Source organism: Rhodopseudomonas faecalis (assembly GCF_003217325.1).
In the GTDB taxonomy this organism is placed as follows: Bacteria; Pseudomonadota; Alphaproteobacteria; order Rhizobiales; family Xanthobacteraceae; genus Rhodopseudomonas; species Rhodopseudomonas faecalis.
Map to the genome: position 1 here is coordinate 312,871 of NZ_QJTI01000001.1, position 13,639 is coordinate 326,509.

11 protein-coding genes and 2 pseudogenes are annotated in these 13,639 nt (G+C 61.1%); 4 read left to right on the top strand and 9 right to left on the bottom strand.

The genetic code is table 11. The annotated features are described in order from the left end of the window. Positions 1–34 precede the first annotated feature (34 nt). The 9 genes from BJ122_RS01500 to BJ122_RS01540 are packed head-to-tail and all read right to left on the bottom strand — an operon-like array spanning position 35 to position 10,587. A complete protein-coding gene (locus BJ122_RS01500; protein WP_110779390.1) occupies positions 35–793 on the bottom strand; it encodes an iron ABC transporter ATP-binding protein in 759 nt (252 codons plus the stop codon). Then, positions 790–1,740 (bottom strand): iron chelate uptake ABC transporter family permease subunit, encoded by a 951-nt coding sequence (locus BJ122_RS01505; protein WP_110779391.1) that lies wholly within the window; start codon positions 1,738–1,740, stop codon positions 790–792. Before BJ122_RS01505 ends, BJ122_RS01500 begins: the two co-directional genes overlap by 4 nt. Continuing rightward, positions 1,733–2,710: an ABC transporter permease gene (locus BJ122_RS01510; RefSeq protein ID WP_110779392.1), complete on the bottom strand. Its 978-nt coding sequence runs from the start codon at positions 2,708–2,710 to the stop codon at positions 1,733–1,735. The genes BJ122_RS01505 and BJ122_RS01510 overlap by 8 nt, the downstream gene beginning before the upstream one ends. Continuing rightward, positions 2,707–3,612: a siderophore ABC transporter substrate-binding protein gene (locus BJ122_RS01515; protein WP_110779393.1), complete on the bottom strand. Its 906-nt coding sequence runs from the start codon at positions 3,610–3,612 to the stop codon at positions 2,707–2,709. Before BJ122_RS01515 ends, BJ122_RS01510 begins: the two co-directional genes overlap by 4 nt. Next, complete coding sequence (locus tag BJ122_RS01520) at positions 3,603–4,520, bottom strand: sugar phosphate isomerase/epimerase family protein (RefSeq protein WP_110779394.1); 918 nt, start codon at positions 4,518–4,520, stop codon at positions 3,603–3,605. Before BJ122_RS01520 ends, BJ122_RS01515 begins: the two co-directional genes overlap by 10 nt. Next, complete coding sequence (locus BJ122_RS01525) at positions 4,520–5,827, bottom strand: DUF6005 family protein (protein ID WP_110779395.1); 1,308 nt, start codon at positions 5,825–5,827, stop codon at positions 4,520–4,522. Before BJ122_RS01525 ends, BJ122_RS01520 begins: the two co-directional genes overlap by 1 nt. After that, positions 5,824–7,092 carry an AMP-binding protein gene (locus tag BJ122_RS01530; RefSeq protein ID WP_110779396.1) on the bottom strand — a complete coding sequence of 423 codons (1,269 nt, stop codon included), beginning with the start codon at positions 7,090–7,092 and terminating at the stop codon, positions 5,824–5,826. The genes BJ122_RS01525 and BJ122_RS01530 overlap by 4 nt, the downstream gene beginning before the upstream one ends. Further along, complete coding sequence (locus BJ122_RS01535; protein WP_110779397.1) at positions 7,089–8,822, bottom strand: IucA/IucC family protein; 1,734 nt, start codon at positions 8,820–8,822, stop codon at positions 7,089–7,091. The genes BJ122_RS01530 and BJ122_RS01535 overlap by 4 nt, the downstream gene beginning before the upstream one ends. Beyond that, positions 8,806–10,587 carry an IucA/IucC family protein gene (locus BJ122_RS01540; protein WP_110779398.1) on the bottom strand — a complete coding sequence of 594 codons (1,782 nt, stop codon included), beginning with the start codon at positions 10,585–10,587 and terminating at the stop codon, positions 8,806–8,808. Before BJ122_RS01540 ends, BJ122_RS01535 begins: the two co-directional genes overlap by 17 nt. A 288-nt stretch (positions 10,588–10,875) precedes the next feature. On the opposite strand from BJ122_RS01540, the gene BJ122_RS01545 reads away from it, so the two are divergent. From BJ122_RS01545 to BJ122_RS18925, 4 genes and pseudogenes are all read left to right on the top strand, one after another. Further along, positions 10,876–11,376 carry an RNA polymerase sigma factor gene (locus BJ122_RS01545; protein ID WP_245407565.1) on the top strand — a complete coding sequence of 167 codons (501 nt, stop codon included), beginning with the start codon at positions 10,876–10,878 and terminating at the stop codon, positions 11,374–11,376. A gap of 288 nt (positions 11,377–11,664) precedes the next feature. Then, positions 11,665–11,794, top strand: a pseudogene (locus BJ122_RS01550) (transposase); the annotation flags it as partial. Beyond that, positions 11,791–11,909 (top strand): annotated as a pseudogene (locus BJ122_RS01555) (IS3 family transposase); the annotation flags it as partial. The pseudogenes BJ122_RS01550 and BJ122_RS01555, both read left to right, overlap by 4 nt. A 270-nt stretch (positions 11,910–12,179) precedes the next feature. Next, complete coding sequence (locus BJ122_RS18925; protein WP_146227132.1) at positions 12,180–13,310, top strand: hypothetical protein; 1,131 nt, start codon at positions 12,180–12,182, stop codon at positions 13,308–13,310. Positions 13,311–13,639: the final 329 nt, after the last annotated feature.

Below are 13,639 nucleotides of genomic sequence, written 5' to 3' on the forward strand. Positions count from 1 at the left end.
ATCGTAGGATGCCGTGTTTCAATGCATCAGGACTTCATAAGTGGTTCAGAACGACCGGCCTGCCGTGATAGCTTTCGACCGGCATCTCATAGCCGAAGATCCGCTGCAAGCTGGTTGTGTTTGCGATCAGCTCCGGAGGGCCGCTCGCAACCACCGCGCCGTGCTTCAGGGCGACGATGTAATCGGCGAAGGTCACCGCCTGATTGATGTCGTGCAGAACGATCACGATGGCTCGCCGCTCGCTGTCGGCGATCTCGCGGAGGCCGCGCATCAGTTCGCGGGCGTAAAACATGTCGAGATTGTTGAGCGGCTCATCCAGCAGCAACCATCGCGTGCCCTGACAGAACGTCATCGCCACCAGCACGAGTTGGCGCTGTCCACCCGACAGCGTGTCGATGAAGCGGTCGGCGAACGACGTAAGATCGAAGCGTTCGAGTGCAGCCTGGGTCAGCGCCCGATCCTCGTCGGTGATGCGGCCGCCATTGTGCGGGAACCGGCCGAAAGCGACCAGCTCACGCACGCGCAGCCGGCTGGCGATCGCCGGGTCTTGCCGCAGGATCGCGAGAGTGCGGGCGAGTATGCGGCTCGGCGTTGCGCCCACCGTCAGCCCGTCGACTGTTATGGTGCCTTGCTGTAATGGCTGAAGCCGCGCGATCAGCGACAGCAGGCTCGATTTGCCGGCACCGTTCGGCCCGATTAGAGCGGTGACGCCGGTCTCCGGAATTTCGAGATTAATGTCTTTCAGGATCGGTGCGCCTTGATGGGCGAGCGAGACATTGTTTACGACGATCATCGCCGGACTCCGTGCAGAAGCATTGCGAGGAACACCAGACCACCGACGAACTCGATGACGACGCCGAGCGTCGAGGCGCCGCCGAGCACATGTTGCAGGATCGTTTGGCCGCCGACCAGCACGATCACCGCCACCAGCGCTGCGGCCGGCAGCAGGATCGCGTGGCGCCGCGTATCGATCAGCCTTTCTCCGAGCGCGACGACGAGCAGGCCGAAGAATGCGACCGGCCCCACGAGCGCGGTCGAGACCGCGACCAGCGCCGCGACCAGCATGATCATGCCCGCAACGACGCGTGGCCATTCAAGGCCGAGACCGGTCGAGACATCGCGGCCGAGCGCCAGCACGTCGAGGACGTGGCGCATCCGCCATACGATGGCGATGCCGACCAGCGTCAGCGCGCAGGCGGCGACCAGAAGCTCGCCGTGGATCCTGTTGAAATTGGCGTAGCTGGCGCTCTGCAGCACCACGAAGTCGTTCGGGTCGATCAGCCGGGCGAGCAGCGACGACAGGCTGCGGAACAGCACGCCGACGGTGACGCCGGTGAGCAACATCAGGATCAGGTCCATGCGCGCCTTGAGCAGCGGCATAAACAGCAGTGCCGCGAGGGTCACCATCACCATGGCTTCGCCGGCGAATTTGAGCCGCGGATCAAGCGTCGCAAAGCCGAGCCCGCCGACGGCGAACACCAGCAGCGACTGGCTGAACACGTAGAGCGCGTCCAGCCCCATGATTGAGGGCGTCAGAATCCGATTGGTCGTCACCGTCTGGAACACCACCGTCGAGACCGCGATCGAGACCGCGACCACGATCAGCGCGAGCAGGCGGACGGCGCGCAGTTCGAGCGCGAACCAAAGGTTTCCGCGCAGCCCGACCGTCATGTAGGCCGCGATCCAGGCGAGCGCGACCAGGCCGAGCGTGGTCAGCACGATCGTCGATCTGTCACGCATGGGACGGCCGGCGCAACAAGAGCCACAGGAAGGATGCCGCGCCGACGACGCCGAGCACGGTGCCGACGGGGATCTCGTAGGGGAAGTGCAGCAGCCGGCCGATGATGTCGCAGGCGAGCACCAGCGCGGCGCCGCTTCCCGCGACCCAGGGGATCAGCGACCGCATGTTGTCGCCGATCAGCCGCGAGACCATGTTGGGGACGACGAGACCGACGAACGGGATCATCCCCACGATGACCACGGTCAGTGCGGTAACGATCGAGATGATCAGCAGCCCGATCTGCATCATGCGGGCGTAATCCAGCCCCAGGCCGACACTGACGTCGCGCCCGAGCGACATCAAAGTGAGGCGGTCGGCGAACGCCCAGGTCACGGCAAGGACCGCGGCCGAGGCCCAGAGTAGTTCGTAGCGGCCGCGCAGCACGCCGGAGAACTCGCCGTTGGTCCAGATCTCGATGAACTGCAGCAGATCGGTGTGCCAGGCCACAAAGGTGACGGCGGCACCGACCACACCGCCGTAAACGAGCCCGAACAGCGGCACCAGAAACGGCTGCGTCGGCGGCAGTCGATGGGCGATCGCAAGGAACAGCGATGTGCCAGCGAGGGCGGTCAGGCTCGCGACCAGTGTCTTGGTGGCGATCGAGGCCGAAGGGAGCAACAGCGCGACCACCAGGATGCCGAGCGCGGCGCTCTGGCCGGTGCCCGCCGTAGTCGGCTCAACGAACCGGTTACGCGCTAGCGTTTGCATCACCAGGCCGGCAATCGCGAGGCCAGCACCGGTCAGGACGGCAGCCAAAGTGCGCGGCAACCGGCTCGCGGCGACGAGATACAGCGCATCGGGATCGCTGAAGACGTCGCGCGGTGCGACTTCGCCAACGCCGACGAAGATGCTGATGACGAACAGCGCGGCCAGCGCCAGCAGCGCGGCCGCACCGATGGAGCGCGAAGCCCCCCGCTCGACTGCGATCATCTCGACTCCGAGAAACCGCGGGTGAGCGCTGCCAGAACGCGGGTCATCGCCTGGATGCCGCCGCCAGCGATATACAGATCGGCCGACGGCAGATAGATCACGCGGCCGCTCTTCCAAGCTCTGGTGTCGCGAACCAGCTCGTTGTCGAGCGTGGCTCGCGCCTGGCTGTCGCTGGCTCCGATCGCCACCGCGCGATCGACCACGATCAACCAGTCCGGATCGGCCTTGCGGACGAACTCGAACGAGACAGCTTCGCCATGGATCGAGGGGGCCATGGTGGTTACCGCAGGCGCGATCTGGAGCGTGCTGTGAATCCAGCCGAATCGCGATCCGAGCCCGAAGGCGGAGATTTTCGGTCCGTTGGTCATCACGATCAGCGCGCGCCCTTTGCCCTCGGCCGCACTGCGCGCCGCGGCGATCGCCGAGTTGAACGTCTCTCTGGCCTCCTCGGCAGCTCGCTCTTTGCCGAACAGCCGGCCGTAGGCCTGAAGGCGGATTTCGGCATCCCGGATCAATTCCTGGCCGTCGATCGTCATGTCGATCGTTGGGGCGATCCGGGCAGTGAACTTCGCCTTAGGCGACGAACGGCCACCGAGAATGATCAAATCCGGCGCGAGCGCGCTGAGTGCTTCGAGATTGGGTTCGAACAGCGTACCGACCACTTCGGCGCCGACAGCGGCAGATTTCAGTTCGGGCAGGAATACCCGATCCGGAACACCGGCGACCTTCACGCCGAGCAGATTGAGCGTATCGAGCGCCGCCATGTCGAACACGGCGACGCGCGAAGGTCTTGCCGGCACTCTGACCATGCCCTGAGCGGTCTGGATCTCGATTGTTTCCGCGGAGGCCAACGCGGGCAGAGCGAGGGCAGTCAGCACGGCGATGATACGGATCAGGTACATGAGTGTCCTTTGGATGAGGCAACGCGACTGGCGACACGAGACTCTGTCAGCCGCACTTGCTGCGCGCCTGTCGAGCCGACGACACCTCTCGTCGACATTGAGCGGGAGAGAATGGCGAGTCGATCCCGGGCCAGCGTTCCGAAGCAATCGTGACCGAACCATTCGAGCGACGCTTCCGAGCCGCACTCATCCGCCAACGCCGCAAGGAAGCAGTCGTACTCCATCGCGCCGTCGAACAGCGGCACCATGCCGTCACGCGAACCTGCAGCGGAGTAGACATTCTCAGGGGCGAACACACCGAGTTCGGTGCGCGATCGAACGTTCTTGAGATGATAATGCCCGATGAACTCGGCGAGCGCGCGGCGCGCCAGGACGGGATCATCGCCACCTTCCCAGACGTGCAGGGCGTCGAAATTGATACCGAGGCCTGGCTGATCTGCAGCCGCCAACAGGCGCAGCGTTGACTCGACATTGTCGGCCAGCGTGTTCGGGTGTGTCTCGACCAACAACCGGATGCCGTGATCTTGGACGATCCCGGCAATCGCACCGATACGGCCGGCCAGCGCTCTGCACTCCTCGCGCGAAAGTTCCGCACTCGGCTTGTTACCGGCGAAAGTACGGATCTTTCGCGCCGACCAATGCTGCGCAATCCGGCAGAGCTGGATGGTCCGGTGGCGAATGTCAGCAACGTCGCCGTCGGTTGGCAGGTAATCGCTCAACATCGGCACCGACAGGCCGTAACTGCGGAGCCAGTCTGACCCGTATTCCGGGTGCGTCTGCATCAGGTTACGCGCATGTGCGCCCCACAGCTCGACGCCGTCGAAGCCGTTGCGTTGTGTCCACTCGACGATCTCGCTGAAGCAGAGCAAGTGATGGCGGAACGTGATGGTGCAGACTGAGAGTTTCATCACCGCACACCGACACGGCGTTTCCGGAGCGTCGCCTGGGGCAGACGTTGGTGGGCGCACCAGGCGACGAATACCTCGTGCAGCTTGGCCTTGATCGCCGTCTCGAGCGCACCCAGTCGGCCCAGCGTCTGATAGATGTCGGCGGCACAGGTGCGATCCGCGGTCTGGGCCAACCGCAGGATCTTCAGATGTAACGCCGGCAGGCCGAGCGCGAGCTCTTCGATCCGGTCGCACCACGGCAGGAACGTGTCGTTCGGCAGCTTCAGCTCTCGCCAGAAAAAGGCGAAGCCGTGTTCGTAAGCCCATTTCCGGATCGACAGCACAGGAAGTTCACGCATCGCATCGCCCAGCGCCTGCAGGCGCACGCCGTTGCGGCTTTCGAGATGAGTGTCGACGATTTCGCGGATGCTGCGGATCAGCGGATTGTCGTCGGATACGAAGCACGCCAGAAAATAGTCGCCGATATCGACGGTGGCCGGCAGTCGCATGGCGCGACGATCGAATATGTAACCACCGGCGACGCTCGGCTGAGCGACGGCGTTGAGGATACGGTCTTTCGCGATCGGCCCCTCCCAGCGGAAATCGGGATCGCGAACCTGCCACGTGTCTGGATCCGCCGCCGTCTCGAGCATCAGATAGTGCGGAAATGGGTTCTGGTTGAACTTGTTTTCCCGCTCCGGCAGATGGAACATGTCCAACATCACCATCACGCTTTCGGTCGGCTGCCGGGCGGTGACCAGACTGACCAGCCTGTCGAGATTTGCCTGCTTGGTCGCCGAATGATCGTACCATTCGGTGACGCGCACGCCGTAGAGCCGCTCGAACCAATGGCAGAAGAAACCGTGGCTGATCTGATCGGTGTGATAGCGCAATTGGAACTTGTCCGAGACAGCGAAGTCGGCGTCCCAGATTCCGAAATACAGCGGACGGTGATCGAGGCCGGCGGCCTTCACCGCGTCGCAGAGACACGACACGACGCAATGCACTTTGATGTCCGGATAGACGTCGGCATGAACGTTGGGAGCGTCTGCCGCCGCTGTATCACCAGCGCCTGAAGAGTGGGAAGCACCGGCTAGCAACTCGACCAGATCGTTCACTGTCTCGATCGCGGTCGCTGCGATTGCCTCTTCGGGGGCGGCAATGCCGTGATCGAGCTCCAGATGCAAAAGCAGGTCCAGCACCAACACCGAGTCGAGGTAGAGGTCCGAATTCAGCCGCGATTGTGGGCTGAATCCGTCCAGGTGTCGGCTGTTCATCCGCTCGTCAAGCACCTGGCGTATCGCGGCTGTGATCTCTTGACGCGTCAAGCTGCGGTCTCCTCGGTCACACACTCGAGGCGTCCTGCGGCGTACAGCGAAGCGATCTCTCGCCGACTGATCTTGCCGTTCGCCTGCCGCGGCAGGCGGGCCAGCCGCACCGTCTCCATTGGGACCTGATGGGCGGCCAGGTTCTTGATACACCAATTGCGCAATGCTGCGGGTGCAATACTGTGCTCGGCGCTGAACGCAACAGCCACCCGCTCCCCCGCGAGTGAATCCTGCAACCGGAACACCACCGCGTCGGTCACACCCGGCATCGCCATCACCACGTCCTCGACCTCCTTCGGATAGACGTTGAGACCAGAGACGTTGATGGTGTCGTCGAGGCGCGCGACGAACACCAGCGTTCCATCGGCTCTTGTGTAGCCGAGATCGGCAGTGCGGATTGCGCGTTCGCCGACGTAGACCACGATCTCTCGCGGCTTATCGGCATCTCCGGCCTCGACACGAAGATGAGGCAACGGCACTCCCATGTCGCCAGATGCCGACAGGTTCGGATTGATCGCGACGCATCCGGCTTCCGAGCAGCCATATTGCTGAAACAGATGCGTCGTCCGAGCGCGGATCGTCATCAGCCACTGGTCGGGCAGTAGCGTTCCGGAGGTCATCGCCGCATGGATCATCTCGCCTTCCGGCAGCAGGCGGGCGATGGCGTGGAGCATGGCGGGCGATGAATACAACAGCGGCCGCCGGGTTTGACGCAGGCGAGCTATAAGATACTTCGGATTGGCCGTGCCGAGAATGTGCGGAATTTGGCTGCGGCGCAGGCTAACCAAAACGCCGCAGATTAGTCCGTAGGAATGCGTGATTGGACATGCGACCAGCGGCGTCATGTCCTGCGGGCCCGCGAAAGTAGTCACATAGCTATCGATCTCGCGATCGATCTCAGCCCAGCTGCGGACGATCCGCTTCGGTTCGCCGGTGGTGCCGGACGTCGTCTGCAACAGGCCACCGGGGCTGGGGCCTTCGCCGCCGAGATCGTCGATGGAGAAATCATCGGTCACCAGCCGGTGGCAACCGAGGTTGATCGCAAGCCGTCGCGCCGCAGCGCGCGGTGTGGACGGATGGATCGGCAGCACACTGGCGTCGGCATCGCGGATAGCGAGCAGCAGTGCCAGGAATTCTGCCGGATCGGACAGGCAGACTGCAAAGCTCAGCTTGGACCGATCGTTGAGGCCCACAGCCTCAGCGGCGCGGGCGCCCATCGCGTTCAGCTGTGCTTGATCGTAGAAACTGTCGCCGACCTGGATCATGCATACTCCCGTGCGATCGGCGCGACGGCCGCAAGTGGATTGGGGACTTTGTGTTGGAGCGCTTCACCCGACAGCCCGAGCTTTCGGGCGAGCAGGCTCTCGATCACAATCTCAGGTGAGCCGAAGCCGAGACAGGCGGCGCGTTCACCGAGGCCGTGCTCGGCGATGTCGGCGGCCAGACGCAACGACACCCGATGCCAGAAAGCGCCCTCGCTGATCCCGTAGAAGCTCTGCACCAGATGCGAGATCTCGGACAGATTGAACACGAACAGGCAATCGACGAACAGGTCGCGCAAGTCCTCCGGTCGCTCCATCCAATAATACTGGTTCGGCAGCGCGCGACGATAACGAGGATCGAGCGTCGGGAAGTCCGGCGCCAGGTTCGGATTGGCTAGGAAGTCCGCCACGAATTCCAGGCTGTCGTGGAAGTCGCGCAGGATCAGACGTTCGGGCCAGCCGTCGCGGTGCACCAGCACCATGTTTTGTCCGTGCGCTTCGGTAGCGATGCCATGGACGACGAGCAGCCGCCACACCGGCAGCACCGCAACTTCGATCAATCGGTCGAGCCATGGCTTGATGCCGTAGCGCTGCAGCCACGGATCGATGAAGGGCAGGCCATCTGATTCGATCGCCATCAGCGCATTGAACGGCACTGCACACTCGCCGTCCGCAAGCTTGCTCTCGACGCTCTCCCGCCAGATTGCGGCGATTTCTCCCCCGAGCGGACCATCGCGATCGACGATCGCGCCGGCGAATTCGCGGAGGATGTCGAGTCGATAGCTGGTTCCGAACAGCGGGTCGCTGTCGAGCACCGCGTCGAGCCAGCGCGACAACTCCGGGGCGGTCGCGACGGAGTGTGCCTCAATGTTGCGGAGTGTCGAGGTGTTGACGATGCCGAGCGATAGCTTGACGCTGCTCCGGCCCGGGCTCTGAGCGTTACCGAGCGTGCGCACCGACTGGCTGGCGCAATACAGATCACCGGCAGCGCCGAGATCGTGAATACGGCCGGCCTGGAGCAGGGGACGCAGGCGGTTGGCCGACAGATCACGCCATTGCCAGGGATGGATTGGCATCAGACCGAAACGTTGCTGTTCGAGACCGAGAGCAGCAGCGTGCGCTGCGATCTCTGCTAGTCCCGCGGCGCCGAGCTCTCGTTTCCAGAACGTCTCTTCCGCGTCCGGCAACGACATATGGAGCAGATCCCGCGTCACCGCGAGCCAGACCAATTGGAAGGCGCCTCCTGCTTCGGGGCCGTAGCGGCGATGGTCATGCTCGTCGAAACCGGTGCGTGACTTGAAGCACGGATGATAGGGGTGCCCTTCGTCGATCGCTGCGTCGAGGGCGGAAAATGACATCCGTCGCCGGTCATGGCGCGGAGCATTGAGCCGATTCCAACGCACCAATGCTTCAGTCTGGGCGAGTTCTTGACCAAGCCGTACGCGTTGTTGCGGGTCTGCGGGAAGGTCCGCCACCGCATCCGCGATTGACGCCTGGTTCCACACACAGCCGGTGCGACACTCAACCGTTCCCGGATCCAGCCGAGGTCGGCCGAAAGCGCCGATCCGGCCGTGCGCTCGCCACGCACGTCCGTTGCAGCGCCATTCAAAGCGGCGAGCCGGACAAGGGGCCAACGCGATTGGTCCGCAAAGGTTTTCATACAAGGCCGCAGCAATGAGCTGGCGCACGACTCGCTCCTCCGGCAGGGCCGGGACGTCACCGGGAAGCGACATGAGCTTCTCCTCTTCGTGCCGCGCGCCGATCGGAAAACAGCGGATTTGGCAACTGCACATAGATCGCGCGGCCGTCTTCGGCTTCTAGCTCGTCGATGTCGAGTATTCGTGTCAGGAGGTTGGCTTTGGCGGAGACGGTCGGGCGATCGAGAATACTGGCGGCGAAGTCGCGCCCGACTCCGTCGAGTTCGTCCGTTAGGCCGCTCAGCCGCTCGCGTAATATGATCAGCAGCGCTTCTTCGTCGATTAGCAGATCCTGACCCATGCGGGCGATCACCGAGTAGATCTGATTGACGATCAGGTAATAGCCGAACCGCTCTTGGATCGCGCGATCGTCGAAATACAAACCGCCAATCTCGGCGGTGTCCGGCACGAGCGCGACCAGCCGATCGCGATGGGCGCTCGACAGGTAGAAGCCCTGATTGTCCCGATAATAGGACGCGGTCGGCAGGCCGGAGGAGACGTCGAGCAGAACGTTCTGTTGATGGGCTTCCAAGGCAACGCCCAGCTCGTCATAGAGCCTGACGAGCGGGTCCAGCGCGCAATCGAGATAGGCTGAGAACCACTGCCGCGAAGCGTTCACCACAGGCAGGCCTTGCTGCGTAGCATGTTCGCGCACCAATAAGTCGAGCCGCGAGCGCGTGCAGGGCGGAGGGTCGGCTGTCAGAGCTGCGATCGTAACGCCCTTGGTCTCGCTGCCCGAAACGAATGGATTCTCGCGGAAGATGACTTCGAACCCACTCTCCGTGCGGCCGGGTAGGGCGAGCGTCAGGTAGGCCGGATCGCGGATCAGCCGGAAGCAAGGATGGCGCGCGAGAAAATCGGTGCGTGCGAACAGCCGAGACATTTCGACGCCGGCCCTCAGCTCCGGCATCCGATTGATCCGCAAGGAGTTGGTGATCCGAACCGGCAGAGAGAATTTCAGCATCCACGGTACATCGGCGCTGTACAGCGTGCGAACCGAGGATGTCGGCGAGAACTCTGCCCCGAACGAGCCGAGGTGGCGGAGCCTGCCTTGTCTGGCGAGTTCCGCGATGTCGGGATCGAGCATCACAGCTTCGGCCTGTAGCGGATGGAGGGGGAGCAGAGCTTCTCCCGGACGCAGCGTTGGGCGGCAGGACGCAGGCAGGAGCGTCTCGAGAATCCCAGAGACGGAAACCTCATCTGTGCTGCCGTGACGTAACAGCGTAGCATCGACGGCAAAGTATGTGAGCTGGAACCGGCCACGATGCTCCGGCGCGTAGGTGGGCTGCTGCCAGTCGGCCATGCCTTGCCGACTCTTTGGTGTCGGATGAAGCCAATGCCCAAACGTCAGGCTTTGTTCGCAATCGATGAAGGTGCGGCCAGTGTGGTCGGATGTCTGCTGCAGGCCGTCGGCGATACACTGATAGCTCGCGAGTACGCGGCCGAGCAGCTCTGCTTCTTCGTTGCGCAGCGATTCCGCCCTTGCAGCGCCCATGCCGGAGTAGCATTCCTGCACCATCAGATAGAGCGCCCGGAGCGGCGCGATTTCGTGCCAGGCGTTCTCTGGCGTTCGGCAAATGTAGACGCGCCCGAAGCGAAGCGGACCGCACAGCGACTCCCGCTCGATTTCGGCGCGTAATGTCGCGGCCGCCATCGGGCAGGACCACTCGATGTACTTCTGCCGTTGCCCGCATTCCGACCGATGTGACGATGGCATCCCGGGATCGATTTCGCGCCGGTAGCAATTGGCAAAACTCTGGAAGGTTGCGCGCTCGGCGATCTCGCGCATGGATCCGTGCATCGATGTGTCTTCCGTAAAGCGGCCCGAACGGCGGGGTCGTATGGTATCAACGATTGACACCCGCCAGACCCGTAATCGTGACCAGCGTCCATAACTTAGAATTCAACCAATCATCGATTGCAAAGACCGTGCGGCGTTGACAGATCCGCGAGGAATGCGGTTAGAAGAATGACCTGAGGTAATGTCTACGAACATCGCTTTCGCTTCGAGTTGTGTCGGCGATGACGTCAGCGACTACGCCGAACGCTTCCCGTTCGGTCGGGGCTGATGCGCTACGATGGGGATTTCATGTCGTCTGCGACAGAGCTGCTCAGTATATTCGGAGCGGAGCAGGGCCAGCTCAAGCGGATGGTGCGTCGCATCACCGGAAATGCGCATACGGCGGAAGACGTCGTCCACGAGACGTTTATCAAGCTGATGAATCGAAAGGTAACCGAAAGGGACGTCGGTCTCGTCGTCACGACCGCACGGAATCTCGCTTGCGATACGATCCGGGCAGAACGCGTTCGCGCCTCTTATGCCAGCAAAGTGTCGTCGGAGCAGTTGCAGACTGGCGTCGTGGACCCTGAAGACGCGGTGGCCAGCCGGTTGGATCTCGACGCTCTGCTGCGTGCGCTACAGACGCTGCCGATGCGCACTCAGCGCATCTTTCTGCTTAGCAAGGTCGATGGCATGACTTACCCCCAGATTGCGCGCAGTCTCAACATTTCAGTCTCTACGGTCGAGAAAGAGATGATCTCCGCACTCGAGTTTTGCCGTACTTGGCGTCAGCGGCGTGAGACCATTTAATCCTCGATCCCGTTCATCCTGGCATTATGCCAGCGTGCGGAAGAGGCGACAGTGTTCGACGGGGCATAACGCGGCCATCGATACCCATTGCGGGACGTCGGTCTGTTTCTCAAGTTGTGGAGCGAATGCGTGCAGCGGCGCCGACCATACGTGAGCACGGAGTTTGCTGGGAATTGCCGATGAGGGAAGAAGCGCTAATACAGCAGGCCGACAGGCTGCCGTAACTCCTGACCGTCCGCAGGCTAATCCAGGTTGAAGTTCGTTCTGGCCCAAGACGAGGACCAGAACCTGAAGCGCAGTCGCTTTTCAGAAGGGCAGATCATCGGGGATTTTGAAGGAGCACGAGTCCGGCGTTGCGGTTGCCGAGCTGTGCCGCAAGCACGGCGGCAGCGATGCCAGCATCGACAAGTGGAGCGCGGCAAGCCGAAGATGGTGGTCAGCGACAACGGCACCGAACTCACCACATCCTGGCTTGGGCCGATGCCGCCCGGATCGAGTGGCATTACATCGCGCCGAGCAAGCCGACGCAGAATGCCTGAACGCCTATCGATTCCTGTTCCTTGCGGACGCCCGGGAAAAATTGGATACTTGACGTAAATTCCATAATGAGGAAACAGCCTCTCGGGTCGACCGGTAATCGACCGCCGATTTTGCTGCCAAACCACGTCGGCGCTACCATCCCGCCAACGTGATCAGATGTGCAAAACTCTAGTTCTGGGTGGTCTAAGGTCCAGTCTGGGGGCGGATCAAGAAAACTCAACAAATGCTCCCCCGGTTTGGGGAGTTGATCGCGCGGTTTAAAGATGAAGCTTGGAATCGTATTTTCTATCCTAATTATCGCAATTGGATCAATTGTCGTTGTTCAGAAGTTCAATCGTCGGGTCCACTACAATCATTGGTCGCCGATTGTCCAGTGGCAATCATATTCGGCTAATAGCTACCAGGGTATCCACGAATGGGTTGATGGCGATTACCCTTACCGTATTGAGATGGTTGACAGAGTCTCAAAAGCATTCCGTAGTGGATATGCCTTCGTTTCAGGAGGTCGGCTTATCCTCCGAGATTTGGCCAACGAAGTGCAGTTTCGGAAGTTTGGAGCGAACTACGTCAAGGAGTATATATTCAAATCAATTAGGCCGCGTCTGATCAATAGGACGCATGAATTTAGTTTTGATTATCATCATGGAGTGCTCAGTGCGTGTCTGATTCTTGGTAGCAAGCAATGCCAGAGAATATCTGTTAAGGGAGGGTCATTTCCTTATGTTTATGCCATCTCTGGAGACAGTGTTCTTGCTATTACTAACTATGCCGACGCTCTTCTTTTTAAGGGAGGTAGGTGGTGTCGGATGGTAATGGAGGACGATGTCTACCGATGTGATGAGTCCCGTCAAGATATGTTGGTTGAACCGAGGAAAATACAATTCTATAGCTCTATTATCTATCAATCGAAGACGCTGATTGGTGAGTGGCCGACCGGGCGTTTATATGAATTTGATGGCGACGTATTGAAGCCGTCAACTTTTACGCCTCCGGCTATTCAAGAGGTTTCACTTCAACGATTGGGCTATGAAGCTCAGTCGATGGCCGAATATTGTGGAGACCTGTTTGTTGGCTATTGGCCAAAGGGGGAAATCTGGAGATTTGATCACAAAGAGGGGGTCTGGGGATTGTTCTTTAGGGCTTTCAGTCCTGAGGTGAATGAGACGTTTATCCCATATGCAGGACGGCCGGATGATGGGTTGGGGGCGGCATTCTTCGGACAACGCGTGACCGCCCTGGTTCCATTCGAGGAATCTCTTTATGTGGCAACGTCGAACTTACGGGAATGGAAAGACGACATAGTTCCGCCGAGTTCTATTCCTGCTGATCGACTTGATGAGTACGGTCGCGTGTATCGTATTTCGCGATACGGCTGTCAAAGTTCTTATCGGTAGTTGTGAGTGACGTTGCCCCTCGGATTTAATTCGGATTGAATTCGGGGCGGTTCAATTCCTGGCCGGAGCAGGATCCGAGAAGATGAAATCAGTCTAACAGAGGGCTTATCGGCCGGGCGATCTCAGGAGCCGCGTACTGCGATTCGCGACTCCTTGAGACACCTGAGCTTCCTCTGCCAAAACTCCTGCGGCTCTTTTCCTGTGATGCCAGGCAAAACGCGCGCAATTCGGCCGATTCCGTCCTTGGCCAGTTCGCCCGCGGTTTCAACATCCTCGAGGACTTGACCAAGACGGGCATCGGCGCGCCGCCAACCCGGACACCTCGCTCT

Excerpts from the sequence above, each read along its gene's own strand:
- BJ122_RS01500 (WP_110779390.1), bottom strand. The coding sequence starts at position 793 with ATGATCGTCGTAAACAATGTCTCGCTCGCCCATCAAGGCGCACCGATC.
- BJ122_RS01505 (WP_110779391.1), bottom strand. The coding sequence starts at position 1,740 with ATGCGTGACAGATCGACGATCGTGCTGACCACGCTCGGCCTGGTCGCG.
- BJ122_RS01510 (WP_110779392.1), bottom strand. The coding sequence starts at position 2,710 with ATGATCGCAGTCGAGCGGGGGGCTTCGCGCTCCATCGGTGCGGCCGCG.
- BJ122_RS01515 (WP_110779393.1), bottom strand. The coding sequence starts at position 3,612 with ATGTACCTGATCCGTATCATCGCCGTGCTGACTGCCCTCGCTCTGCCC.
- BJ122_RS01520 (WP_110779394.1), bottom strand. The coding sequence starts at position 4,520 with ATGAAACTCTCAGTCTGCACCATCACGTTCCGCCATCACTTGCTCTGC.
- BJ122_RS01530 (WP_110779396.1), bottom strand. The coding sequence starts at position 7,092 with ATGATCCAGGTCGGCGACAGTTTCTACGATCAAGCACAGCTGAACGCG.
- BJ122_RS01535 (WP_110779397.1), bottom strand. The coding sequence starts at position 8,822 with ATGTCGCTTCCCGGTGACGTCCCGGCCCTGCCGGAGGAGCGAGTCGTG.
- BJ122_RS01540 (WP_110779398.1), bottom strand. The coding sequence starts at position 10,587 with ATGCACGGATCCATGCGCGAGATCGCCGAGCGCGCAACCTTCCAGAGT.
- BJ122_RS01545 (WP_245407565.1), top strand. The coding sequence starts at position 10,876 with ATGTCGTCTGCGACAGAGCTGCTCAGTATATTCGGAGCGGAGCAGGGC.
- BJ122_RS18925 (WP_146227132.1), top strand. The coding sequence starts at position 12,180 with ATGAAGCTTGGAATCGTATTTTCTATCCTAATTATCGCAATTGGATCA.